The 23,889-nt window shown below is 27.5% G+C and carries 22 protein-coding genes; 15 read left to right on the top strand and 7 right to left on the bottom strand.

Going from position 1 to position 23,889, the window contains the following annotated elements:
• Nucleotides 1-47: 47 nt before the first annotated feature.
• The 3 genes from SHK09_RS05940 to SHK09_RS05930 are packed head-to-tail and all read right to left on the bottom strand — an operon-like array spanning nt 48 to nt 2,424.
• Nucleotides 48-1,499, bottom strand: a complete 1,452-nt coding sequence (locus SHK09_RS05940) for a carboxypeptidase-like regulatory domain-containing protein (RefSeq protein WP_319809858.1) — start codon at nt 1,497-1,499, stop codon at nt 48-50.
• Between the two features lie 5 nt (nt 1,500-1,504).
• Entirely contained in the window at nt 1,505-2,206 is a 702-nt protein-coding gene (locus tag SHK09_RS05935; protein ID WP_319809857.1) for a GLPGLI family protein, read from the bottom strand.
• A gap of 56 nt (nt 2,207-2,262) precedes the next feature.
• Nucleotides 2,263-2,424: a hypothetical protein gene (locus tag SHK09_RS05930; protein WP_319809856.1), complete on the bottom strand. Its 162-nt coding sequence runs from the start codon at nt 2,422-2,424 to the stop codon at nt 2,263-2,265.
• Between the two features lie 307 nt (nt 2,425-2,731).
• On the opposite strand from SHK09_RS05930, the gene SHK09_RS05925 reads away from it, so the two are divergent.
• The 3 genes from SHK09_RS05925 to SHK09_RS05915 all read left to right on the top strand — a co-directional run bounded on the left by SHK09_RS05925 (nt 2,732) and on the right by SHK09_RS05915 (nt 6,150).
• Nucleotides 2,732-4,498, top strand: a complete 1,767-nt coding sequence (locus SHK09_RS05925) for an ABC transporter ATP-binding protein (protein WP_319809855.1) — start codon at nt 2,732-2,734, stop codon at nt 4,496-4,498.
• An 80-nt stretch (nt 4,499-4,578) separates the two neighbouring features.
• Nucleotides 4,579-5,343 carry a DUF6503 family protein gene (locus tag SHK09_RS05920; protein WP_319809854.1) on the top strand — a complete coding sequence of 255 codons (765 nt, stop codon included), beginning with the start codon at nt 4,579-4,581 and terminating at the stop codon, nt 5,341-5,343.
• 45 nt (nt 5,344-5,388) lie between these two features.
• Nucleotides 5,389-6,150, top strand: coding sequence for a DUF6503 family protein (locus SHK09_RS05915; RefSeq protein ID WP_319809853.1), 762 nt, complete (start codon nt 5,389-5,391; stop codon nt 6,148-6,150).
• Nucleotides 6,151-6,218: 68 nt separating this feature from the next.
• On the opposite strand, the gene SHK09_RS05910 is transcribed toward SHK09_RS05915, so the two are convergent.
• Both SHK09_RS05910 and SHK09_RS05905 read right to left on the bottom strand, forming a co-directional pair.
• Nucleotides 6,219-6,782, bottom strand: a complete 564-nt coding sequence (locus SHK09_RS05910; protein ID WP_319809852.1) for an NUDIX hydrolase — start codon at nt 6,780-6,782, stop codon at nt 6,219-6,221.
• A 151-nt stretch (nt 6,783-6,933) separates the two neighbouring features.
• Nucleotides 6,934-8,022, bottom strand: a complete 1,089-nt coding sequence (locus SHK09_RS05905) for a M42 family metallopeptidase (RefSeq protein WP_319809851.1) — start codon at nt 8,020-8,022, stop codon at nt 6,934-6,936.
• A gap of 181 nt (nt 8,023-8,203) precedes the next feature.
• Between SHK09_RS05905 and SHK09_RS05900 the strand changes: the two genes are divergently transcribed.
• Nucleotides 8,204-9,094 carry an ABC transporter ATP-binding protein gene (locus tag SHK09_RS05900; RefSeq protein WP_319809850.1) on the top strand — a complete coding sequence of 297 codons (891 nt, stop codon included), beginning with the start codon at nt 8,204-8,206 and terminating at the stop codon, nt 9,092-9,094.
• Between the two features lie 101 nt (nt 9,095-9,195).
• Nucleotides 9,196-12,852 carry an ABC transporter permease/M1 family aminopeptidase gene (locus SHK09_RS05895; RefSeq protein WP_319809849.1) on the top strand — a complete coding sequence of 1,219 codons (3,657 nt, stop codon included), beginning with the start codon at nt 9,196-9,198 and terminating at the stop codon, nt 12,850-12,852.
• 399 nt (nt 12,853-13,251) lie between these two features.
• Here SHK09_RS05895 and SHK09_RS05890 read toward each other — a convergent pair whose 3' ends face one another.
• Nucleotides 13,252-13,641, bottom strand: a complete 390-nt coding sequence (locus SHK09_RS05890) for a DoxX family membrane protein (RefSeq protein WP_319809848.1) — start codon at nt 13,639-13,641, stop codon at nt 13,252-13,254.
• 169 nt (nt 13,642-13,810) lie between these two features.
• On the opposite strand from SHK09_RS05890, the gene SHK09_RS05885 reads away from it, so the two are divergent.
• From SHK09_RS05885 to SHK09_RS05855, 7 genes are all read left to right on the top strand, one after another.
• A complete protein-coding gene (locus SHK09_RS05885; RefSeq protein ID WP_319809847.1) occupies nt 13,811-14,326 on the top strand; it encodes a DUF6913 domain-containing protein in 516 nt (171 codons plus the stop codon).
• A gap of 105 nt (nt 14,327-14,431) precedes the next feature.
• Nucleotides 14,432-15,307, top strand: coding sequence for a 4-hydroxy-tetrahydrodipicolinate synthase (gene dapA, locus SHK09_RS05880; protein WP_319809846.1), 876 nt, complete (start codon nt 14,432-14,434; stop codon nt 15,305-15,307).
• 27 nt (nt 15,308-15,334) lie between these two features.
• A complete protein-coding gene (locus tag SHK09_RS05875; RefSeq protein ID WP_319809845.1) occupies nt 15,335-15,844 on the top strand; it encodes a ferritin in 510 nt (169 codons plus the stop codon).
• Nucleotides 15,845-15,968: 124 nt separating this feature from the next.
• A complete protein-coding gene (locus tag SHK09_RS05870; protein ID WP_319809844.1) occupies nt 15,969-16,829 on the top strand; it encodes an outer membrane protein assembly factor BamD in 861 nt (286 codons plus the stop codon).
• A 13-nt stretch (nt 16,830-16,842) separates the two neighbouring features.
• Nucleotides 16,843-17,163 (top strand): DNA-directed RNA polymerase subunit omega, encoded by a 321-nt coding sequence (locus tag SHK09_RS05865; protein ID WP_319809907.1) that lies wholly within the window; start codon nt 16,843-16,845, stop codon nt 17,161-17,163.
• Complete coding sequence (gene coaBC, locus SHK09_RS05860; RefSeq protein ID WP_319809843.1) at nt 17,163-18,374, top strand: bifunctional phosphopantothenoylcysteine decarboxylase/phosphopantothenate--cysteine ligase CoaBC; 1,212 nt, start codon at nt 17,163-17,165, stop codon at nt 18,372-18,374. The genes SHK09_RS05865 and coaBC overlap by 1 nt, the downstream gene beginning before the upstream one ends.
• A gap of 126 nt (nt 18,375-18,500) precedes the next feature.
• Nucleotides 18,501-19,391, top strand: a complete 891-nt coding sequence (locus SHK09_RS05855; protein ID WP_319809842.1) for a DUF4835 family protein — start codon at nt 18,501-18,503, stop codon at nt 19,389-19,391.
• 107 nt (nt 19,392-19,498) lie between these two features.
• On the opposite strand, the gene SHK09_RS05850 is transcribed toward SHK09_RS05855, so the two are convergent.
• The gene (locus tag SHK09_RS05850) at nt 19,499-19,627 is read right to left on the bottom strand and encodes a hypothetical protein (RefSeq protein WP_319809841.1); all 129 of its coding nucleotides are present in this window, start codon (nt 19,625-19,627) and stop codon (nt 19,499-19,501) included.
• A 456-nt stretch (nt 19,628-20,083) separates the two neighbouring features.
• Here SHK09_RS05850 and SHK09_RS05845 point away from each other — a divergent pair, with 456 nt between their 5' ends.
• The 3 genes from SHK09_RS05845 (at nt 20,084) to SHK09_RS05835 (ending at nt 23,834) form a co-directional block, all read left to right on the top strand.
• Nucleotides 20,084-20,320, top strand: coding sequence for a hypothetical protein (locus tag SHK09_RS05845; protein ID WP_319809840.1), 237 nt, complete (start codon nt 20,084-20,086; stop codon nt 20,318-20,320).
• 81 nt (nt 20,321-20,401) lie between these two features.
• Entirely contained in the window at nt 20,402-21,187 is a 786-nt protein-coding gene (locus SHK09_RS05840) for a GLPGLI family protein (protein WP_319809839.1), read from the top strand.
• On the top strand, nt 21,174-23,834 hold the full coding sequence (locus SHK09_RS05835; protein ID WP_319809838.1) for a TonB-dependent receptor: 2,661 nt from the start codon (nt 21,174-21,176) through the stop codon (nt 23,832-23,834). Before SHK09_RS05840 ends, SHK09_RS05835 begins: the two co-directional genes overlap by 14 nt.
• The last annotated feature ends 55 nt before the right edge of the window (nt 23,835-23,889 follow it).

The raw sequence follows: 23,889 nt of genomic DNA, 5'->3' as shown, positions 1-23,889 counted from the left end.
GTAGTAATTTTGATACTTTAATTCTGCCGTAAAAATAGCGTCTCCAATTAATTTTTTAGAACATTTATATTCTCTTTGTCATTAATAGGGATATTATTAGGGAAAATATTAGTGTTTGTTAACCAATTTGTAGAATCATCTATTTTATTAAAATTAAAATCTACAATTGCTTGAGATGTATGGTTGGTAGAAAACTTTTTTTCTGCTTTTAAATGAGAATTTATTTTATCAGAATTAATTAAATTATTTTCATTAAAGTTTATTACAGAATTAGCTAAATCTCTATTGTTTTCGATGGTTTGGTTTATCGAAGTCGTTTCAAATTTTGTATAATATTTAATTCTTGTATTTTCTTCTGGTTTATATAAGAATTGTATTTTTCCTAAGAATAAATTCTGATTATTACTTTCATCTTCGCGCAATCTTTCGGTAATATTATCTATTAAATAATTTCTAAAGTTCTCTACACGACCATTTGTTTTATCAGATAGTGCAATTAAAAAAGAACTAATACTCAGTTTTTCATTTTTAGCATGTTGCATGTTAAAACCACCAAATTTGTGTTTACTAGCCGTAAAATTTTGATTTCGTAATAATTTTACAACAGGAGATTGAATAACTTCTTTTAAGTTATTCATGTCTAAACCACCATCAAAATTTATGTAATCTCTAAGAGTAAAAGATTTTCTGTTTGTATTATTAAAATCTCCAATAAAACTATAATTAGTTTTTGGGCTATATTTAAAAATTGCAGGATGTAAAACATATCTATTTTTAATACCAAAACCTGCTTCGATATCTCCAAACATAAACTTTTTTTTGTCCTCTTTTAAGCTAATGTTCATGGCAATTTCACCAGATTTTTCTAAACCTTTCATAAAAGCATTTTCATGATAATCTTCTATAACATCTATTTTGGCAATTACATCTGCAGGTATGTTATTTACTGCCAATTTTGTATCTCCCGTAAAAAACTTTTTATTGTCTATTAAAAGTGTCGTTACTTTTTTGCCTTTTACAGTAACATTTCCTTTTCTATCTACTTCTACGTCAGGTAATTTTTTTAAAACTTGTTTTAGTTTACGTTCCTTACCATTTGTAAAAGCATCTGTATTATATGTAGTGGTGTCTTTTCTAATTCTTACAGGAATTTTATATTTAATTACAATTTCTTCTAATTTATTAGGGTCTTCCTTTAAAATAAAATTAATAATACTATCTTTTTTAGGAGTGTTTAAAGTTTCCTTTCTAGTTATAAAGCCCATAAAACTTATAGAGGTATTATAAGTTGTGTTTTTTGTAAGCGATAAAGTATAATTGCCTAATTTATCACTAACGCTATGGGCTAATTTGCCTTTATTGGTGGGGAAAGCTAAAATATTTGCGCCAGTTAATGGTTTATTATTTTCATCTAAAATTTTACCTTTTATTACTATTTGTGAGGAAATGGCATGAGAAAAGTTTAATATAAAAAATAAAATCAGATGCTTTTTTTTCATAATTTTTAGTCTATAGTAACTTTTCTAGCATCTCTCATTAATCTTATTTTCTCATTTACATCTATATTTTTTCCTTTTTTTAAATTGGGTATTTTTTTTATTTTTTTTGGATTTAAAATGATTTTATCAACTAAATAATGAAAGTTATCTATTTCTAATTTCAAAATTAATCCTAGTAAACCACCATTACCTATAGGGCCATAAGGCAAGGGTATATCTGTAGTGTACCATGCAATATTAGTAATGTAATTACCAGATTTAGTATTTAATTTTTTATTAACTGCTTTATAGCAAGTGTAACCATCAATAATTTTAATTTCATTAAAGAATTCCCATTCTTTCATTCTAGAGCTATCATTAACAATATATTGTTTACTTAAAATTGCTGTATTATACATAGCATCTTTATTAATACCATTAAATTGATACCAATTTTTATTGGCACCTGTAGAAATATCAGCAAATTTTGATTCAAATGGGTAAAGAGGTATGTTTTTTTCTTTTTTAAAAAAAGATTTTTCTTTATTAAAGTACAAAAGATATGAACTTCTATTTACTTCCTCTGTAATTTTTCTAGTCATTTCAGGATTTGAAGTTTCACGAATTTTAGTCCTTTTTGTTTTGTATGTAATAATTCCGTTTTGACCAAATAGCGCTGTTAAATTTGTTAAAAAAAATAATGTAAAAAAGATGTTTTTTAATTTCATAGTAAGTATTTTAATTAGGGAAGTTTTAAACTTCCCTAATTTTGGTTTAAAATTGATTAATTTTTACATGCATTAAAAGCCATTTCACAATATGCATTTGCTATTTCTTCAGCAAATTCTATAAATTCACATGCTTGTGCATGACATTCTTTTGAACCATTGTTTTCAATATTTGTATTCGCATTTATTGTTGTAATACCCGCTATAAAAGCAAGCATTAAAATTACTTTTAAATAATTTGTACTAGATTACAAACCAATGTTTGGCGTAAAGTTTAATTTTAAATTGTAATGAAAGAAAGCAATTTTTTCTTCTCTTCCACAAAATATTTTTGATGGAAGACATCCAAATGTAAAAAAAAAATGAAACTCACGTTTTTCTTTTAGTTAAAGTTTTAATTTATATGTATTTACGTTTAGAGTAAGTTCTTTCGGTATTAAAGCCTTTAAGTTTTTTTTGTTTATTGTAACTTTGTAAATCTGTCATGCTTTTTCCTTGTGGCATATAAATTGACAACTATTTTTTATGCAACATTTCAAAGAATCAAAAAAAAGTAAAACCAAACCAAAAGTAACTTTAAAGAAGGCTTTTAAAACCATTATTTGGCCACGAAAAAATATCGTTTTCTTAGGTTTAATCCTTATAATTATTCGCAGTTTATCTGGTTTTGTTTTACCATTACAAAGTAAAGTTTTGTTAGATGAGGTAGTTCCTAATAAAGATTATAATCAGCTTTATACTGTAATATTTGTTGTTATTGCTGCTATTTTAATTCAGGCAATTACTTCGTTTTTATTAACCAAGGTTTTAAGTATTCAGGCACAATATTTAATATCAGAATTAAGAGCCCAAGTACAGAAGAAAGTTTTGTCTTTACCAATTAGTTTTTTCGATAATACAAAATCTGGCGCTTTAGTTTCTAGAATTATGAGTGATGTTGAAGGAGTAAGAAACCTTATTGGTACAGGTTTGGTACAGTTAATTGGTGGTTCTTTTACAGCAATAGTAACACTTGTAATTTTATTAAGAATGAATGTTTGGATGACGCTTTTTACATTTGTTCCATTATCAATATTTGGGTTAATTGCCTTAAAATCTTTTAAATACATTCGACCTATTTTTAGAGCAAGAGGTAAGATAAATGCAGAAGTAAAAGGTCGTTTAACAGAAACTTTAGGCGGAATTAGAGTTATAAAGGCATTCAACGCAGAAGAACAAGAAACAAAAATATTTGAAAAAGGTGTAGATGATATTTTTCAAAATGTGAAAAAAAGTATGACTGCAACTGCAATAATGACAAGTTCTTCAACTTTTTTAATAGGTTTAGCAACCACAGGAGTTATGGGAATTGGAGGTTATTACATGATGCAAGGTACTATGACTTTTGGAGATTTTATTCAATTTACATTTTTATTAGCCTTTATGGTTGCGCCAATTGTACAAATGAGTAATATTGGTAGCCAGTTAACAGAAGCATTGGCTGGTTTAGATAGAACAGAAGAACTAATGAATATGCCTGCAGAAGAAGATGATGAAGAAAGAGATGTTGTTTTAGATGATATAAAAGGAGAGGTTATTTTTGATAACGTTTCTTTTGAATATGAAAAAGGAAAAGAAGTTATTAAGAATATTAACTTTAGCGTTCCTTCTGGTTCTGTAACAGCATTGGTTGGTAGTTCTGGTTCTGGTAAATCTACAATTGCTGGTTTGTCGGCAACTTTTTTAAATCCTAAATCTGGTACAATAACAATAGATGATCAAGATATGTCTAAAGTAAAACTTTCTAGTTATAGAAAGCATTTAGGTGTTGTTTTACAAGATGAATTTTTGTTTGAAGGAACCATAAGAGCAAATATTATGTTTCCAAGACCAAATGCAACAGAAGCAGAATTACAAAATGCTGTAAAAGCTGCTTATGTTAATGAATTTACAGATCGTTTTGATGATGGTTTAGATACTTTAATTGGTGAAAGAGGTGTAAAACTTTCTGGAGGACAAAGACAACGATTGGCAATAGCGAGAGCAATTTTAGCAGATCCTAAAATTATAATTTTAGACGAGGCAACATCTAGCTTAGATACAGAAAGTGAGTCTTTAATTCAGAAAAGTTTATCTGAGTTAGTAAAAGATAGAACTACTATTGTAATTGCTCATAGATTAAGTACAATTAAACAAGCAGATCAAATTTTAGTTATAGAAGCAGGTGAAATAGCAGAAAGAGGTACGCATGATGAGTTGATAGCTAAAGAAGGTAGGTATTTTGATTTATACACCTATCAATCGAAAATTTAATATTTAAGGCTTCTTTTTTTGTAAGTAATGTTTAAAATAACGACAATTTAAATTATCCAATTTAAAACATAAATCTAATTATGAAAAAAGTACTTTTATTATTAATGGTTGTAATTGCAATTTCTTGTAAAAATGAACCAAAAAAAGAAATTAAAGAAGAAACAGTTGTAGCGGTTGTAGAAGAAAGTTTTCCAACAGAATTAGGAAAAGTTTTTGAAGCTCATGGAGGAATTGAAACATGGAGAAACTCAGCGGTTTTATCTTTTACTAAAGGAGAAGAGGTACATACTGTAGATTTACATGCACGTAAAAACGTAATTAAATCACCAAATTATACGATTGGTTTTGATGGTAAAGAAGTTTGGTTAGATGAAACAGAAAAAGGAGCTTTTAAAGGAAATCCTTCTTTCTACCATAATCTTTTCTTCTATTTTTATGCAATGCCTTTTGTGTTGTCTGATGATGGAATTTCTTATGAAAAAATTACTCCTATAACTTTTGAAGGTGTAACTTATCCTGGTTATAAAATGTCTTTTAAAGCAAGTGCTGGTAGTTCACCAGACGATAATTACAAATTATATTACAATCCTAAAACGTATCAAATGGAATGGTTGGCTTATACAGCTACCTTTAATACTAAGAAGCCAAGTGATAAGTTTAGTGTAATTAAATATGGTACATGGAATAACGTAAACGGATTGATTTTACCTTCTGAAATTACTTGGTATAAAACAGATGATACAGGAGTACCAACTGAGCCTGCAAGACCTGCTGCAGTATTTACATCTGCAACGATAAGTAAAGACAAACTAGCAGATTCATTTTTTGCAAAGCCAATTAAATAGGTATATTTGAAATTAAATGGTTTTTAAAAACTTTTAAATCAAAATATGAAAAAAATATTTTTATTATTACTTGTAATACTTGGTGTTTCTTGCAAAAACGAATCAAAAAAAGAGGTAAGTAAAGAAACTATCGCTAAAGTAGAAAAAGAGAACTTTCCAATAGAATTAGGAAAAGTTTTTGATGCGCATGGAGGAATTAAAGAATGGAGAAAAATGAAAACTCTTTCCTTTAATAAAGAAGAAGAGGTACATACTTCAGATTTGCATTCTCGTGAAATAGTAATAAACTCACCCAAATATTCTCTTGGTTTCGACGGAAAAGAAATTTGGTCTTTAGAAGAGGTTAAAGGTAGTTTAAAGAGAGATGCTTCTTTTTATTACAACTTATATTTTTACTTTTATGCAATGCCTTTTGTTTTGGCAGATAATGGTATTACGTATCAGAAAGTAGACGATTTTGTATTTGAAGGTATAAAATATCCTGGATATAAAATTTCGTACAAAGCAAACGTAGGTACTTCGCCAGACGATAATTATATTGTGTATTATAATGCTAAAACGTACCAAATGGAATGGCTAGCATATACAGTTACTTTTAGATCTAAAGCACCAGTAGATAATTATAAAATGATAAGATATAATTCTTGGGAAAACGTAAGTGGTTTTATTTTACCAAAACAAATTACTTGGTATGCAAAAGACAAGAATAATGAATTTGTAGCAACTTCTAAAATTGTAGATTTTGAATTGCCATTAATTAGTCAAGCTAAATTGGCAAATTCATTTTTTCAAAAACTAAAAAAATAAGCTTTAGTTAAAAGATATTACTTGATAAAAAAGAGCCTTAAAAACGTATTGTTTTTAAGGCTCTTTTTTTACTTTAAATTTGAGTGTTTCCGTGCTATTTCTGTGTAAATTTTATCATAAATACTACAATAATAGTCATGAAACCTAGCCAGTAGCACGTTTTCAAATTTCTCTGTATTTTTAAGAATATCTAAATCGAAAAGTTTAACAGCATCAACTTCTTCTTTTTGAATGGTTAAAGTTGATATAGGAACTTTTAATTCAGTAATAAAAACATGATGATGTTCATTATCTTTTATTCCGTTTTTATGCTTTACTTGATGAATTCTTGTACCAATTTTAAGAAGATCTTTTTCATCTAATTCTAGACCAATTTCTTCTAAAATTTCTCTTTTTGCAGATGTTAAAATAGTTTCACCAGCACCAACATGTCCTGCAACAGAAATGTCCCACAAACCAGGAAATACTTTTTTAGTAATTGCTCTTTTCTGAAGCAATATTTTTTTATCTAAAGTAAATAGCCAAATGTGAACAGTTGCATGAAACCAACCATTTTTGTGCGCTTCAGATTTTAAAGCAGTTTTACCTGTTAGTTTTCCTTCAGGAGTTAAAATATCTATTAATTCATCCATTTTATAATACACGAATTTCATTAATTACACCAAATAATGTCTTTTAAAGTCAGCTTGTCATTTCTCAATCGCTTAAAAAAAGCTGATTTAGAAATGACAAAAATGACAAAAAAAAATAGCATAATCCGTAAAATTCGTGTCTGTATTTTATTTATTCAAAGTAAGAAAAAGTTTCGTCACCTTTAATATTTAAAAGCGTTTCGTAAATCATTTTAATTACGTTTTCGACATCATCTCTATGTACCATTTCTACAGTTGTGTGCATGTATCTTAATGGTAAAGAAATTAAAGCAGATGCAACACCACCATTACTATATGCAAAAGCGTCTGTATCTGTACCCGTTGCTCTAGAAAGTGCTGAACGTTGAAAAGGAATGTTTTTTGCAGTTGCTGTTTCTGTAATTAAATCTCTTAGTTTTTGTTGTACTGCAGGTGCATAAGCAACAACAGGACCTTTACCAATTTCTAAAAGACCTGCTTTTTTAACCTCAATCATTGGTGTAGTAGTGTCATGCGTAACATCTGTAACAATAGCAACATTTGGTTTAATTGTTTGTGCAATCATTTCTGCACCACGTAAACCAATTTCTTCTTGCACAGAGTTTGTAATGTATAAACCAAAAGGCAATTCCTTTTTGTTTTCTTTTAACAAACGTGCAACTTCAGCAATCATAAAACCACCCATTCTATTGTCTAACGCTCTACAAACAAACTTGTCTCCATTTAGTATGTGAAACTCGTCTGGGTATGTAATTACACAACCAACATGTACACCTAACGCTTCAACTTCTTCTTTGGTAGCACAACCAGTATCAATAAAAATATTATCTGGTTTTGGTGCTTCTTCATTTGCTTTGTTTCTTGTATGAATTGCTGGCCAACCAAAAACTCCTTTTACAATTCCGTTTTTAGTATGAATGTTTACAATTTTACTTGGTGCAATTTGATGATCTGAACCACCGTTTCTAATCACATAAATTAAACCGTTATCAGAAATATAGTTAACATACCAAGAAATTTCATCTGCATGTCCTTCAATTACCACTTTGTATTTTGCATCAGGGTTTATTACACCTACAGCAGAACCATAAGTATCTGTAATAAAAGTATCTACATAAGGTTTTAGATAGTCCATCCAAATTTTCTGACCTTCCCATTCATAACCAGTTGGAGCAGCATTATTAAGGTATTTTTCTAAAAATGTAAGTGATTCTTTATTTAATATTGTTTCTTTTGCCATTTTATATATGTATAAATGTTTATTTTTCTTTAATGTATGTAAAAATAAAGCGATTTTTTATGATTTGCATTAAAAAAATCACAAAAAACTGTAACAAAACTTCTTACTTTTACACTAACCATTGATTCTCATTTTTACATAAATTATAATTTTTTAAGCAAAAACCATCTAAACCAAGAATATGAAGTTAGTAATTGAAAATTTAACCAAGACTTATAAAAACGGAGTAAAAGCTATTGATAATTTAAGTATTGAAATTAGCACAGGAATGTTTGGTTTATTAGGGCCTAATGGCGCTGGGAAATCATCATTAATGAGAACAATTGCAACGTTGCAAAGTCCGGATTCTGGTTCTATTACATTCGATGGTATTAATGTTTTAGAAGACAATATGTCTTTAAGAAAAGTTTTGGGCTACTTGCCACAATCTTTTGGTGTTTATCCTAAAATGTCTGCAGAAGACTTATTAGATTATTTTGCGGTTTTAAAGGGGATTTCAGACAAAACAGAAAGAAAAGCTATTGTAAAACAAGTTTTAGAAATTACAAATTTATATGAAGTAAGACGTAAATACGTTGCTGGTTATTCTGGTGGAATGAAACAACGTTTTGGTATTGCGCAATTGCTTTTAAATAACCCAAAGTTAATTATTGTTGATGAGCCAACTGCTGGTTTAGATCCTGCAGAAAGACATAAGTTTTTAAACGTTTTACGAGAAGTTGGTTCTAACTGTATTATTATCTTTTCTACACATATTGTTGAAGATATTAAAGAACTTTGTAATAAAATGGCAATTTTAAATGGAGGTAAAATTTTAAAACATACAACACCACAAAAAGCTACAGAAGAATTAGAAAATACAATTTGGACAAAAATTATTGTGAAAGAAGATTTAGAAGAAAATATGAAACTTTACAACGTGTTGTCTAGAAACTTTAATCCAGATAATACTTTAAATATAAGAGTACATGCAGCTATAAAACCTTCGGATGATTTTGTGGCGGCAAAACCACAATTAGACGATGTATATTTTATTGCTTTAAAACAAGATGAACCAGTTTTAACTAGTTAAGAGTTTTTAATTATGAGCTTTAAATTAAGATTTTATATAAAACTTAAAATTAAACTCAAAAAATAAATCAATTAAAACTTAACACTCAAAACTTTTTTATTATGTTTTCTACAATATTCAAACAAGAATTAAAATATTGGTTTAACAGACCTTTATTTTATATATACGCATCAATATTTTTACTATTAGCTTTCTTTTTATCTGCAACTTCTGCGGGTATTTGGGACGGTATTACAGGAACTACAGGTTCTTCTAGAATTGTAAACTCGCCAATTAATATTAATGATTTATTTAACGGTTTTACGGTTTTAATTTTCTTTTTATTTCCATCTATAATTGGGGTTTCTATTTACAGAGATTTTAAAAGTGAAATGCATACTATTTTGTATTCGTATCCTTTTACAAAAGCAAATTATTTATTCGCAAAATTTTTTAGTGGTATTGTAGTTGTTTCTGCAATTGTATTAGGTATTGCTATTGGTATGATTATAGGTTTTCGTTTTCCAGGAACAAACTCAGACATTGTTGGTGCTTTTAGTATAATGCCTTATTTAGAAGCTTATTTGATTTACATTTTACCTAACGTGCTGTTTTTTGGAGCTGTAGTTTTTGCTGTAGTTACTTTTTCTAGAAATATTGCAGCAGGTTTTATTACCGTAATTATTTTAATGTTTGCACAAGGAGCAATTGCTAGTATTTTTTCTGAACCAGAGCAAGCTAGTTTATTGGCAATTTTAGATCCTTTTGGTTCTTCTGCATCAGATTATTATACAAAATATTGGACTGTTTCTGAACAAAATGAATTACAAGTACCGTTTAGAAAATTAATTATTTATAACAGATTATTATGGTTGGTAATTTCTTCTTTAATATTTGGCTTAGTCTTTAAGTACTTTAAATTTAGCCAGAATGCAATTTCTATTTCTTTTAAAAAATCTAAAGGAGAAAGAGTTACAAAAACAAATTTTAGTGGAATTACAACAATTACGTTACCAAAAGTAACACAAGATTTTTCTTTTATTCAGAACTTAAAAACGATGTGGAAATTATCTAACATCGATTTTAGATACATTTATAAGAGCTTACCGTTTATTTGTATACTAATTGTGGGTATTTTAATGCTGTTTGGTACTTTATTTAGTTCCGGCGAAATTTTTGGTACAGATACACTTCCTGTAACATGGCAAATGTTAGGCGGTGGAAACGTTTTTAGCTTACTTGTTTTAAATGTGTGTACTTTTTTATACGCAGGTATGTTGGTGCAAAGAGCAAGAACTGCCAAAATAAATAATTTAGTAGATAGCACACCAATACCAAATTGGACGTTGTTGTTCTCTAAGTTAATTGCATTGTTAAAAATGCAACTTGTTTTGTTAGCTGTAATTATGATTTCTGGAATGTTATTTCAAATCTATAAAGGATATTACGATTTTGAAATTGGTCATTACATAAAAGAATTATTTGGCTTAAAATTTTTAAACTATTTAGTTTGGGCATTACTATCAATTTTTATTCAAACATTGGTTAAAAATCAATATTTAGGTTTCTTTATATTATTAATAATTGCTATTGGAACTCCTTTTTTATCTTTAATAGGAATAGAATTATCAATCTTTAAATATAATGAAGGTCCTGGTTATAGTTATTCAGACATGAATGGTTATGGTTCTGCTTTATCAAGATATTTATGGTATAAATTATATTGGATTTTAGGAGGAACATTATTACTAATTCTAAGTATTTTAATGTGGGTTAGAGGTTTGCCTAGTTCTTTTGCAGAAAGAATAAATACCGCAGTACAACGATTTAAATTACCTTATAAAGTTGGTTTTGTAGCTGTTTTAATTGCTTTTTTAAGTTTGGGTGTTACTATCTTTTTAGAGACAAAATCTGAAAATGAGAATTCATCGTCTAAACAAGCAGAATTAAATGCTGTAAAGTGGGAGAAGACTTATAAGAAGTACGAAGACTATAAACAACCTAGAGTTGTTGCTGTAAATGCAGATGTTCATATTTATCCGAAGAAAAAAACATACAAAGCAAGTGCTATTTATACATTGGTAAATAAAACAGACAAAGCAATCGATAGTATTTTCTTAAATCATAATTCATTAGAGAATAAATTTGAGTTTAATAAACCAAATAATTTAGTTTTAGAAGACACTGTTTTTAATTTTGATATTTATAAATTCGATAAAAAAATTGAACCAGGAGATACTTTACAACTTACAATTAATGTAAAAAGTGAAGAAAACTCAATGTTTCAAAAGAAATCTCCAATAAGAGAAAACGGTACATTTATTAATAATTTTTCAATGTTTCCTACTTTAGGATATTCTACAGGCGGAGAGTTAATAGATAATAAAACACGTAAGAAATACGATTTGCTTCCAAATAATTTACGTCCACATCCATCAGACTCAACCGCTTTAGGAGACACTTATATTTCTAAAGATTCAGATTGGATAGATTTTGAAGCAACAGTTTCTACTTCTGAAGATCAAATAGCAATTGCACCAGGTTATTTGCAAAAAGAATGGACAGAAGATGGGCGTAAGTACTTTCATTATAAAATGGATAGTAAAATATTGAATTTTTACGCATTTAATTCTGCTAGATATGAAGTTAAAAAAGAAATGTGGAAAGGTATTAGTTTAGAGATTTATTACCACAAACCACATGATTATAATTTAGATAGAATGATGAAAGGAATGAAAGCTTCGGTTGCATATAATGCGAAGAACTTCAGTCCGTATCAACATAAACAATTAAGAATTATCGAGTTTCCTAGAACAGCAGGTACATTTGCACAATCATTTGCCAACACCATTCCTTTCTCAGAAGGTTTTGGTTTTATTGCAGATGTAGATGAAGAAAATGAAGATGGCGTAGATTACCCTTTCGCGGTAACAGTTCATGAAGTAGCACACCAATGGTGGGCGCATCAAGTAATTGGCGCAGATGTTTTAGGAGCAACAATGATGTCTGAAAGTATGTCTGAATATGTTTCATTAAAAGTCTTAGAACATCAACATGGTAAACCTAAAATGCGTAAATTCTTAAAAGACGCTTTAGATGGTTATTTAATGCAGAGAACTTTCGAGACAAAAAGAGAGAAACCTTTAATGTATAATGATGGGCAAGGTTATATTCGTTATCAAAAAGGTTCTTTAGTACTTTATGCATTAAGTGATTATATTGGTGAAGAAAAGTTAAACGGAGCGTTAAAAAGATATGTAGAAAAGGTACAGTTTCAAGAAGCGCCTTATACAACTTCTATAGAAATGGTTAATTATATAAAAGAAGTTACGCCAGATTCTTTAAAATATGTAATTAAAGACATGTTTGAAACGATTACACTTTATAAAAATAGAATTGTAGAGGTAAAATCTACCGAATTAGAAAATGGTAAATATCAAGTAGACATAGAATTTGAAGTTTCTAAATATAGAAATGATGAAAAAGGAAAGAAATTTTATGGTGAAAAAGTAGGCGATACTTTAAGTTATAAAACAGAAAAGATGAGTAAACCTATTTTATCGCTTCCTTTGGCAGATTACATAGATCTAGGTATCTTTTCTGAAGAAGAAATAGACGGAAAGAAGAAAGAGAAACCTCTTTACTTTAAGAAACATAAAATAACAGAGATTTATAATAAGATTACTTTAATTGTTGATGAAAAACCAACAGAAGTAGGTATCGATCCTTACAATAAGTTAATTGATACAAAGTCGGATGATAATAGAAGAAAGTTGTAAACCTATAGAATCAAAAAAAGCAACTACGTTAGTAGTTGCTTTTTCAGATAGGGGTAAATGTTTTATCTAAATTACATTATTTTGTTAGGGCAAAAAACGTAAAAAAATTATTTACCTGTTTTCGACAATTCTTTTATTAAAATTACAGTTATTTTGTTAGGGCAAAAAAACATAAAAATAAAAGCACTTATCTATAGGGGTTAATTGTGAATTAGTGATGTTTTACTAAAGCACATTGCAATTATAGTAAAAAAATGTTAAATAACAGGGTAAATTGAAAAAAACATCCCTTTTATGTTGTTAATAATAAATTCAACTTAAGTTTTTACTCTAAACAAAACTGGTTTACAGTTTGTTAGTTCATATCTTCTAAAAAAAACTATGGAATTTAATAATGCATTAGAATTTATCGCCAATAAAAGGTAGTTTTTTCCTTTCTAGAAACAATATAATTAAAGCTAAAAGAAAAGTAAGAATCGCAGCTCCAAAAAGTAAACCGCCATCATTATTATGTACTATTCCTATTTTAGTTAAATGCGCTATAATTGCACCACTCATTAAACCTATAGTTAGGATAGCACCAAACCATGCTTTTTTAGGAATAAATAATAAAATAGCTGCAAAAAGTTCTATAAAACCAGTTCCAAATCTCATGAAAGCTTCATTTTCTCCTGCAACTTTAGTAAACAAGTCGATACTTTCTTGAGCGCCACTAAATTTATAAAACAAGGTTTGTAACATTATTACAGCTGCAATTAGTTTAAAAGTAAAAAGTAGTTTTTTATTCATATTTATCAATTTAAGTTTTTAGACGATTATTTTTCAAATAATTACAAATAATATGTTCTGTTTTAGATCATTAAATTTTAAGTTTAGGTAAAACAATTAAATGAAGTTATTTTAGTCTAAATAGTAAAAGAATAATTACTATTTTTAACTTTTTCTAATTCAATTATAAATGATTTTTCAAGGATTTAAAGAAACTATTTTAAAGAAGAAATTTAATAAGTTATTGTCTCAAATAGAGGTGAATAACGTTTCGCCTTTAAAAAAAATACAAACTATTGGTATTATTACATCCGAAGAAATTACATCTAAAATAGATTTACAAAAGGAAACTGAAGTTCTTTTAGGAATTAGAAACGTTAAAATTTACAGTTTGCGTAAGTTTAATAAAACAGATGAAATTTCTTACAAACACTTTACAAATAAAGATATTAATTGGAGTGGGCAGTTTACACAAACTAATTTTAAAAGCTTTTTAGAAGAACCTTTAGATTTATTAATAGGTTATTTTAATACAAACAATATTTTTTTAGAAACTGCTGTTTTACAGTCTAAAGCACGATTTAAAGTTGGTTTTTCTGCTACAAATTCTAAGTTGTATCAAATAGAAATTTCAGAAAAAACAGAAAATGTAAAAGCATTTACATTAGAGTTAAAAAAGTATCTTCAAATTATTAAAAAATTATAAAATTAAACTTTCCTTTTAAAGTTGTGTATTCTTTCTATTCATTGCATTTATCCTACAAAAAATCAATCTTAATATTGTAGTTTTGTAGTTCTAAATATTCATACAATGCAAAAGTTTATAGGAACAGGAGTTGCGCTGGTAACCCCTTTTAAAGAAGATTTAAGTGTAGATTTTAATGCACTTGTAAAGTTGGTAAATTTCAACATAGAAAACGGTACAAATTATTTAGTAATAAATGGTACAACCGCAGAAAGTGCAACTATTAGCAAAGAAGAAAAACTTCAAATTATAGACCTTATTGTTAAAACAAATGCAGGTAGAGTTCCTTTAGTTTTAGGTATTGGGGGTAATAATACATTACAAGTTGTAGAAGATATAAAAAATACAGATTTAAGTAATATTGATGGTATTTTGTCTGTTGCACCTTATTACAGTAAACCAACCCAAGAAGGTTTTTATCAGCATTTTAAAGCATTAGCAGAAGCTACAGAAAAACCAATTATTTTGTATAATGTTCCTGGTAGAACTGCAAAAAATATGGATGCTGAAACTACAATTCGTTTAGCAAATGATTTTAAAAATGTAGTAGGAGTAAAGGAAGCTGGTAATAATATGCAGCAATATTTAGAGTTGCTTAAAAATAAACCATCAGATTTTTTAGTTATTTCTGGAGATGATGATTTAGCCTTAGCTATAACATTAGCAGGTGGTTCTGGTGTTATTTCTGTTATTGGGCAAGCGTACCCAAAAGAGTTTTCTACTTTAATTAATTGTGGTTTAGAAGGCCAAAATAAAGAAGGGTATAGTATTCATTTTAAGATGATGGCTATAATAGATTATATTTTTGAAGAGAATAATCCTGCAGGAATAAAAACTGTTTTACAAGAGTTAGGAATCTGTAAAAATGAAGTTCGTTTGCCTTTAGTAAAAGCAAGTACAGAACTTCAAACAAAAATCGCTAGTTTTGTAGCAAACTTTTAGATTTCATAAAAACAAAATTTATAGACCATGTTAAAAGCAAAAATACAAGACGCATTAAATAAACAAGTAACAATAGAGGCGCAATCTTCTCAGGTTTATTTGGCCATGGCTTCATGGGCAGAAACACAAGGTTTCGAAGGAGTTTCTCAATTTATGTATGCACATTCAGATGAAGAAAGAATGCACATGTTAAAATTGGTTAAGTTTATTAATGAAAGAGGAGGTCATGCGATTATTTCTCCATTAGTAGCACCGCCTATAGAATTTGGTTCTTTTAAAGAAATGTTTCAAGAATTATTTAATCATGAAGTTGCTGTTTCAGAATCTATAAATGATTTAGTAGATATTTGTTTGCAAGAAAAAGATTACGCAACACAAAACTTTTTACAATGGTATGTTTCTGAACAAATAGAAGAAGAAGCATTAGCCAGAAATATTTTAGATAAAATTAGTTTAATTGGAGATGATAAAAGTGGTTTTTATCTTTTTGATAATGATATAAAGCAGTTAATAACAGTAGTTGAAGAGCCTATTTAATATTAACATACTTTTAGTAACAGTTTACACATTTTTTTGTTGTTTTGTAATGGTTATTGCACAACACAGATAAGTGTGTGAAAAATCGTTTTATTTATCCATAATTAATCACTAATTTTGCCCGATGCAAAAAATTAAAAATTTAGCGTGTTTATTTGTACTTAGTTTACTACTTTTTTCTTGTGGTGAATATCAAAAAGTATTAAATAAAGGTACATCAGAAGAGCAGTATAAAATGGCTGTAAAGATGTACGAAATTCAGAAGTACAGCAAAGCTTTACGTTTATTCGAAAAGATTAGACCTACTTATAGAGGAAAACCTCAAATGGAGCGTATTCAATTTATGATGGCACAATCTAATTTTAATGAGAAAAACTATACAACTGCTGGTTATCATTTCGATCGTTTTACAAAAAACTATCCTAAAAGTTCTAAAAAAGAAGAGGCTGCATTTTTATCTGCATATAGTTATAAGTTAGCTTCACCTCGTTTTAGTATAGATCCTACAGATACTAATAAGGCTTTAGAATCTTTTCAGAGTTTTATAAATACGTATCCTAATTCAGATAAAATAGACGAAGCAAACCAGTATTATACAGAAATTAGAGCTAAATTAGAAAAGAAGAGTTTCGAAATAGCAAAAACATATTATAGAACAGCAGGTTACGATTTAAGAAATTACAAAGCAGCAATACAAGCATTTGATAATTTATTAGAAGATTATCTTGGTACAAAATATAAAGAAGAAGCTTTGTATTTTAGATTGAAAGCTGCGCATGATTTTGTTTTAGAAAGTACAGATAGAAGAAAACCAGAAAGAATTGAAGATGCTATAGGAGCTTACGATAAGTTAAAGAAAGTTTTTCCTGAATCTCAATATCTAGAAGATTCTGATTTAATGTTAGCAACATTGCATAAAGAAAAGACAAGAATTGATGCTTTAATAGCAAAGCGAAAAGAATTCGAAAATTTACAAAAGAAATAATTATTTAGAGATGATGGATTATAAAGATACAAAAGCACCGTTAAGTACTATTACTTACAACAAGAATGAAATTGAAGCGCCTACACAAAATATTTATGAGGCAATTTCTATCATTGCAAAAAGAGCTAATCAAATTAATTCTGATTTAAAAAGAGAGTTAGTAGATAAGTTAGATGAATTTGCAACTTATAATGATTCTTTAGAAGAAGTATTCGAAAATAAAGAACAAATTGAAGTTTCTAAATTTTACGAAAGATTACCTAAACCAACAGCAATGGCTATTGAAGAATGGTTAAAAGGTAAAGTATATCACAGAACTCCAGAAACAGAGTAATGTCTGTCTTAAAAGATAAAAAGATTCTTTTAGGAGTAACTGCTGGAATTGCAGCATATAAAACGGCTAGTTTAGTTCGTTTATTTATAAAATTAGGCGCAGAGGTCAAAGTTATTATGACTCCTGCGTCTAAAGATTTTATAACACCTCTTACACTTTCTACACTTTCTAAAAATCCGGTTCATTCTACTTTTTACTCTAAAGATGAAGAGAATGAATTATGGAATAATCATGTAGACTTAGGTCTTTGGGCAGATTATATGGTAATTGCACCAGCAACTGCTAATACATTGTCTAAAATGACAAGTGGAACTTGCGATAATTTGTTGTTAGCAACTTATTTATCTGCAAAATGCCCTGTTTATTTTGCTCCAGCAATGGATTTGGATATGTACATCCATCCATCAACCAAAGAAAGCTTATCAAAATTACAAAGTTTTGGAAATATTTTAATTCCCGCAACTTCAGGTGAACTTGCTAGTGGTTTAGTTGGTGAAGGTAGAATGGCAGAACCAGAAGATATTGTATCATTTATAGAAAATGATATTTTATCTAACTTACCTTTAAAAGGAAAAAAAGTATTATTAACAGCTGGCCCAACATACGAAGCTATAGATCCTGTTCGTTTTATTGGAAATCATTCTTCTGGAAAAATGGGATTTGCAATCGCAAATGCTGCTGCAAATTTAGGTGCAGAAGTGTATTTAATTTCTGGCCCAAGTAATCAAAAAATAAAACATTCTTTAGTACATAGAATAGATGTTGTTTCTGCAGAAGAAATGTATAATGCAGCTCATACTTATTTTAAAGACGTAGATATTGCAATACTTTCTGCAGCTGTTGCAGATTATAAACCAAAAAACATTGCAACTCAGAAAATAAAAAAGACAGATTCTTCGTTAGAGATTTTGTTAACACCCACAAAAGATATTTTAGCATCTTTGGGTAATATTAAAGAGAATCAATTTTTAGTAGGTTTTGCTTTAGAAACGAATAACGAATTAGAGAACGCAAAAGGCAAGTTAAAAAGAAAGAATTTAGATGCAATTGTATTGAATTCTTTACAAGATAAAGGAGCTGGTTTTGCAACAGATACTAATAAAGTTACTATTATAGATAAAAATTTAAATGAGAAGTCTTTTGAATTAAAGTCTAAAGTAGAAGTTGCTAAAGATATTTTGAATGAAATAGTAATTAGAATTACGAAATAAGAATTCTTAATTTAACACTCGCTTTTCTTATTCAAACTTTAATTCACTTATTTTAATTCACTTTTTTTTATTAGATAATTTTTAATAACCAAAAACAGTAAAGAATATTAAATTAAAATAACTGAAATGAAAAAAATAACATCACTTTTTATATTATTGTTTTCAGTTTTTAGTATGAATGCTCAAGAATTAAACTGTTTGGTAACTATTAACTCAGAACAAATTGCGGGTTCTAATAAACAGGTTTTTACTACTTTACAAAGGTCTTTAACAGAATACGTTAATCAAACAAAATGGACTAATAGAATTGTAAAACCAGAGGAACGTGTTAATTGTGCAATGACAATTATTATAACCTCCAGAGATAATAATAATTTTACTGCAACACTTCAAGTTCAATCTACAAGACCTGTTTACAATTCTAGTTACGCATCTCCAATACTTAATTTAAAGGACAATGAATTCAATTTTAAATACAATGAATTCGATCCATTAATCTATAATAAAAATTCTTTTGATAGTAATTTAGTTTCTACCATTGTATTCTACGCAAATGTAATTCTAGGTTTAGATGCAGATACTTTTTCTAAGTTTGGTGGTGAAACAGAATTAAAAGAAGCACAAAATGTAATGTTACAAGCACAACAAAGTGGTCTTTCTTCTTGGCAAAATGTTGTAGGAGAACAAAATAGATATTTATTAATAGACAATTTATTATCTCCAAAATTAAAACCTTTTAGAAATTTACTATACAATTATCATAGAAATGGCTTCGATAATTTAGTATCAGCAAAAGCCTCTGCACAGCAAAGTATAGAAGATAGCGTAATCTCTTTAGAAAGTATCTATAATAAAACAGTTGGTAATTACTTAATTAGATTGTTTTTTGATGCCAAAGCAGACGAAATTGTAAGTATGTATTCAGAAAATACAAAAACAAGAAATAAAGAGCGTTTAATACAAACGGTAAGAAAAATTTCTACAAACAATAATTCTAAGTGGAGGAAATTAGATTAATAAATAATTCTCTAATCTAAAATATAACTAGTTTCTACTTCTAAAATTATAGCTAGTTTCAATACAACTTCAATCTTAAGACTAGTTTTACCATTTTCTAATTTATGTTAAGCAACTTGTCCTATACCTAATTTATCACCTACATATTCTTGTGAATATTCTTTTTGATTTCTTAGATTTCTAATTTTTGTTATAATTTCTTTTACCTTTTTACGAACGTCTTTTTCTAAATACATAGCTATTATAATTAGGAGATTTCAATTTTATTTAAAAATTAAATTTTTTATAAGATAATTACAATCCCTGAATTCAGTTACTCTAAAAAGTAATAACTCTTTATTTATAAGAGATTCAGTTAACTTTTTTCTAAGTCTTTTTTATATTTTAAGTACTATAAATATTATTTACGGTTAATTTTAAAGAGTATATAAATGCCAGAAGTTATGCTTTTTAATAATAAATAGTACCAATTTCAGTGATGCTAAAAAGTAATAATTTATCACTATTTGTGTATTTACAAATTCCATTTTATTTTTTAAGTTTACTAAATCATTGCAATGATGGTCATAATGTTGCGTGTGACATAAAATAAATCTCAACATTTTCAAATTATCTTTTTATTTAAAAATGATAATTTAAAGGTCAACAACTAACCACTCAAGACCTTAATGGAGTATTTAATATTTTATATTATGAAAAAAGTAATCTTTCTTTTCGTTTTAGCTTTTGGGCTAATGAGTTTTACTTCTAACAGTGAAGCTGAAAAGAATTTAAATGCAGAAAAGCTTACTAAAATTGAAGTTGTTAAAACAAGCTCGACTTTTGATTATTACCGAAGAGTTTGTCTTTATAGAAATGGTGTTCGTATATCTTGTACACCTTGGGAATTAGTTATAGAATTAGATGAAGTAGTAATTATTGCAAATTAATAAACAATCATTACTATTGCCTGTGTAAATTTTTCTTAATTTACACAGGCATTTTAATTCTCATTAAAATAAATTTATAAAATGATTAAAAGAAACCTAGCTTTTATATTATGTTTATTCATAATTTCTTCTTTATTTTCTCAGAAAAAAGAATTTTGTGGAAAAATTGAATATAAGTTTACAACAAATTTCTCTTATAAATATGTAGAAAATTATGAGCTTACTTTTAATAATAAAGAATCTTTTTGTGAAGAGATAGGTATAAAAAAAGTAGGGAACAATAAAAGTGACGAACAAAAAGAAGAAGGATTACAACAAAATTTTATATCTGGTAGAAAAAATACAACTAGTAAATATTTTTACAATAATAGAAGAGACTTTTATTTTAGAGACAATTATTTAGACGAAGTTTTATTGGTGAAAGAAAAGCCTTTAAATGCCGTTTGGAAATTACATGCAGAAACTAAAAAAATGTCTAACTTTTTGTGTAAAAAAGCAACTATTTATTTTAGAGGAAGAAATTATACTGCTTGGTATGCGCCAAAAATACCTGTGCCTTTTGGGCCATGGAAGTTAAGAGGTTTACCAGGTGTAATTTTAGAGTTTTATGATGCAGAAAAAGTTTTTCATGTAGTTGCTAAAAGAGTACAATTAGGTAGTAGTAATTGTAGTATTAATATTGATAAAAAAGGACTAGAGAAAGCGATATCTATAAGTTCTTATTTACTTAGAAAAGAAGAATTAATAGATATTATGTTTGCAGAGTTATCTGCAAAAAGACCAAAGGGAACAAAACCTATTATGGTTAGAGATAAAGATTGTAATGATTGTAAAGAAGAAATAGAGAAATTTAATGAAGGGAAATAAATTTTTAATTATTCTACTTTTTTGCTGTTCTATTCATTCTCAAACCATTATTAAAGGTGCAGTTAAAGACGTGCAAAATAATGCCATACCTTATGCAAATATTGCTTTAAAAGACAGTTTAAACGCTATAATTTCTTACACTTATTCTTTAGAAGATGGTAACTATTCTTTTACTATTTCTAATAAAGGTAGTTTTAATTTGTCTTTTTCTTCTATGGGATATAAGGTGAAAACGATTCCTATAATTATTAAAAGTGAAACAAAAGAAATAATAAAAAATATTTTATTAGATGAAGATTCTTTTGAACTAGATGAAATAATTGTACAATCGGAAAAAGCAATTAAAGTAAAAAAAGATACAATAGAAGTTAAAGTAAATAGGTTTTTATCTCAAAACGATGTTACTGTTGAAGATTTATTAAAAAAAATACCAGGAGTTTCTGTAGATAGTGAAGGCGTTATTAAAATTGGTAATCAAGAAATTGAAAAGCTAATGGTAGATGGTGATGATTTTTTTGATAAAGGTTATAAAATCTTATCAAAGAATATGCCACCAGATCAATTAGATAAAATTCAAATTTTACAAAAATATTCTAATAATAAACTTTTAAAAGGTATTGAAGAAAGCGATAAGGTAGCTTTAAACCTAGTCTTAAAAGACAATGCAAAAAGACAATGGTTTGGCAATATTTCAATAGGAAATAATTTTACAGCAGAAAATAGATATCATTTGAAATCTTATTTGATGAATTTTGGTAAAAAAAATAAATATATTTTACTTTCAAACTTTAATAATACTGGTTATGATGCCACAGGAGATATTCGTCATCTTATAAAACCTATTCGATTTAATGAGCCTGCAAGTATAGGAGATGATCAACAGATAAATAATCTAATCAATTTAGCTACTCGTGTACCCAATTTTAAAAAATCTAGAGTACATTTTAATAATGCTGAATTAATTTCATTGAATGTTATTTTTAATCCCACAAAAAAGCTAAAAATTAAAACACTTGGTTTTTTTAATTCAGATGAAAGAGACTTTTTTAAGAATATTATAAATGAAGTAAACTTAAACGATGCTAATTTTATTAATATAGAAAATTCTAAGTATTTAAATAAGAAAGAAATAGCTTTTGGTAAATTAGATTTAATTTATAGTATTTCTAAAACCAAAGTAGTAGAAGCTACTACAAAATACAATACAGGTAATTTTAATGATTCTTCTAACTTAGTTTTTAATGGCAATTCTACTTTAGAAAATTTACAACATAAAAATAGTTTATTAGACCAAAAACTTACGTTTACTAATAAATTTAACGATAAAAATGTATTTTTATTAACGGGTCGTTTTATCAAAGAAGAATCTCCTCAAAATTATAAAATAAATCAATTTTTTTATGAAGATTTATTTCCAGCATCAGAAGATGTTAATAATGTAACACAAACCATTAAAAATAAAATGCAGTTTGTTGGCTTTAATGCACATTTATTAAATCGTAAAGAAAATGACGATTTATTAGAATTACAAATTGGTAATGAATATAGAAAAGACAACTTATTGTCTGAGTTTAATCTATTAGAAGATAATACTGTTTTTAGAATACCTTTAGGTTACCAAAATGAAACCAGTTACAGCGTTAACAATTTATATTTTAAGACTAAGTATTTACTAAAATTTAATAAGTTTGATGTTTTTACCATGTTAGATTTTCATCAATTGTCTAATAATTTAAATATTGATAATTCTTCAATTAAACAAAATCCTTTTTTTATAAATCCAAGTATTGGTTTTAATTGGGAAATTAATAGTAACAACAAAATAAATACTTCTTATTCTTATAACACAACAAACGCTAAAGCGTTAGACGTATTTAGCGATTTTATTTTAACAGGTTTTCGTTCCTTTTCTAAAGGTACTGGTGGTTTTAATCAGTTAAACGCATCTAACCTTACTTTTAATTATGAATTAGGAAATTGGAGCGATAGATTTTTTGCAAATACTTCTATTGTTTTTAATAAAAATTACGATTTCTTTTCTAGCAATACAGTAATAAACCAAAATTTTGCACAGTCTAAAAAAATATTAATTAAAGACAGAGCGTTTTTACAGATTAATACAAGCTTAAATTACTACTTTAAAAGTATAACATCTAACCTAACAGTAGACTTAGGTTTTGTACAAAGTGAATTTAAAAACATTATAAATAATTTAAACCTAAGAACAATTTCTTTTAAAAGTTATAATTATGGCTTTGAGTTAAGTTCTGGTTTTAGAGGAATTTTTAATTACGATTTTGGTACTAAATGGAAGGCGAATAAGATAGAAACAACAATTTCAAATTCATTTACAGACAATGTTAGTTACTTAAACTTATCTTTTATATTTAATAAAAACCTAGATTTTCAATTAGAAACAGAAAGATATTATTTTGGGAATTTAGAAAAAGATAACACGTATTATTTTTTAGATTTTAGCGCAAGACAAACCATTATTAAAAATAAATTAACGTTAAGTCTTAGCGGAAAAAATTTATTTAATACAGAGAAATTTAAAAACTTTTCTATAAGTGATATTGGTTCTTCTACAACCGAATACCGATTGGTACCAAGATTTGTATTATTAAAATTGGAATACAGGTTTTAACGCCTGTTATTGTTGCCAATAAATAATTTTTCTTTTTTACTTTTAAGATTAGATT

This window comes from Polaribacter sp. PL03 (genome assembly GCF_033875165.1).
Lineage (GTDB): Bacteria > Bacteroidota > Bacteroidia > Flavobacteriales > Flavobacteriaceae > Polaribacter.
Note: the sequence above shows the minus strand (reverse complement) of the source record. Positions and strands in the feature narration are given on the sequence as shown.

What these genes read in the sequence shown, in the direction of transcription:
- SHK09_RS05890 (WP_319809848.1), bottom strand. Translation starts at nt 13,641, where the DNA reads ATGAATAAAAAACTACTTTTTACTTTTAAACTAATTGCAGCTGTAATA.
- SHK09_RS05855 (WP_319809842.1), top strand. Translation starts at nt 18,501, where the DNA reads ATGAAAAAAATAACATCACTTTTTATATTATTGTTTTCAGTTTTTAGT.
- dapA (WP_319809846.1), top strand. Translation starts at nt 14,432, where the DNA reads ATGCAAAAGTTTATAGGAACAGGAGTTGCGCTGGTAACCCCTTTTAAA.
- SHK09_RS05835 (WP_319809838.1), top strand. Translation starts at nt 21,174, where the DNA reads ATGAAGGGAAATAAATTTTTAATTATTCTACTTTTTTGCTGTTCTATT.
- SHK09_RS05935 (WP_319809857.1), bottom strand. Translation starts at nt 2,206, where the DNA reads ATGAAATTAAAAAACATCTTTTTTACATTATTTTTTTTAACAAATTTA.
- SHK09_RS05895 (WP_319809849.1), top strand. Translation starts at nt 9,196, where the DNA reads ATGTTTTCTACAATATTCAAACAAGAATTAAAATATTGGTTTAACAGA.
- SHK09_RS05925 (WP_319809855.1), top strand. Translation starts at nt 2,732, where the DNA reads ATGCAACATTTCAAAGAATCAAAAAAAAGTAAAACCAAACCAAAAGTA.
- SHK09_RS05870 (WP_319809844.1), top strand. Translation starts at nt 15,969, where the DNA reads ATGCAAAAAATTAAAAATTTAGCGTGTTTATTTGTACTTAGTTTACTA.
- SHK09_RS05910 (WP_319809852.1), bottom strand. Translation starts at nt 6,782, where the DNA reads ATGGATGAATTAATAGATATTTTAACTCCTGAAGGAAAACTAACAGGT.
- SHK09_RS05900 (WP_319809850.1), top strand. Translation starts at nt 8,204, where the DNA reads ATGAAGTTAGTAATTGAAAATTTAACCAAGACTTATAAAAACGGAGTA.
- SHK09_RS05930 (WP_319809856.1), bottom strand. Translation starts at nt 2,424, where the DNA reads ATGCTTGCTTTTATAGCGGGTATTACAACAATAAATGCGAATACAAAT.
- SHK09_RS05920 (WP_319809854.1), top strand. Translation starts at nt 4,579, where the DNA reads ATGAAAAAAGTACTTTTATTATTAATGGTTGTAATTGCAATTTCTTGT.
- SHK09_RS05840 (WP_319809839.1), top strand. Translation starts at nt 20,402, where the DNA reads ATGATTAAAAGAAACCTAGCTTTTATATTATGTTTATTCATAATTTCT.
- SHK09_RS05885 (WP_319809847.1), top strand. Translation starts at nt 13,811, where the DNA reads ATGATTTTTCAAGGATTTAAAGAAACTATTTTAAAGAAGAAATTTAAT.
- SHK09_RS05845 (WP_319809840.1), top strand. Translation starts at nt 20,084, where the DNA reads ATGAAAAAAGTAATCTTTCTTTTCGTTTTAGCTTTTGGGCTAATGAGT.
- SHK09_RS05905 (WP_319809851.1), bottom strand. Translation starts at nt 8,022, where the DNA reads ATGGCAAAAGAAACAATATTAAATAAAGAATCACTTACATTTTTAGAA.
- SHK09_RS05865 (WP_319809907.1), top strand. Translation starts at nt 16,843, where the DNA reads ATGGATTATAAAGATACAAAAGCACCGTTAAGTACTATTACTTACAAC.
- SHK09_RS05850 (WP_319809841.1), bottom strand. Translation starts at nt 19,627, where the DNA reads ATGTATTTAGAAAAAGACGTTCGTAAAAAGGTAAAAGAAATTATAACA.
- SHK09_RS05915 (WP_319809853.1), top strand. Translation starts at nt 5,389, where the DNA reads ATGAAAAAAATATTTTTATTATTACTTGTAATACTTGGTGTTTCTTGC.
- SHK09_RS05875 (WP_319809845.1), top strand. Translation starts at nt 15,335, where the DNA reads ATGTTAAAAGCAAAAATACAAGACGCATTAAATAAACAAGTAACAATA.
- SHK09_RS05940 (WP_319809858.1), bottom strand. Translation starts at nt 1,499, where the DNA reads ATGAAAAAAAAGCATCTGATTTTATTTTTTATATTAAACTTTTCTCAT.
- coaBC (WP_319809843.1), top strand. Translation starts at nt 17,163, where the DNA reads ATGTCTGTCTTAAAAGATAAAAAGATTCTTTTAGGAGTAACTGCTGGA.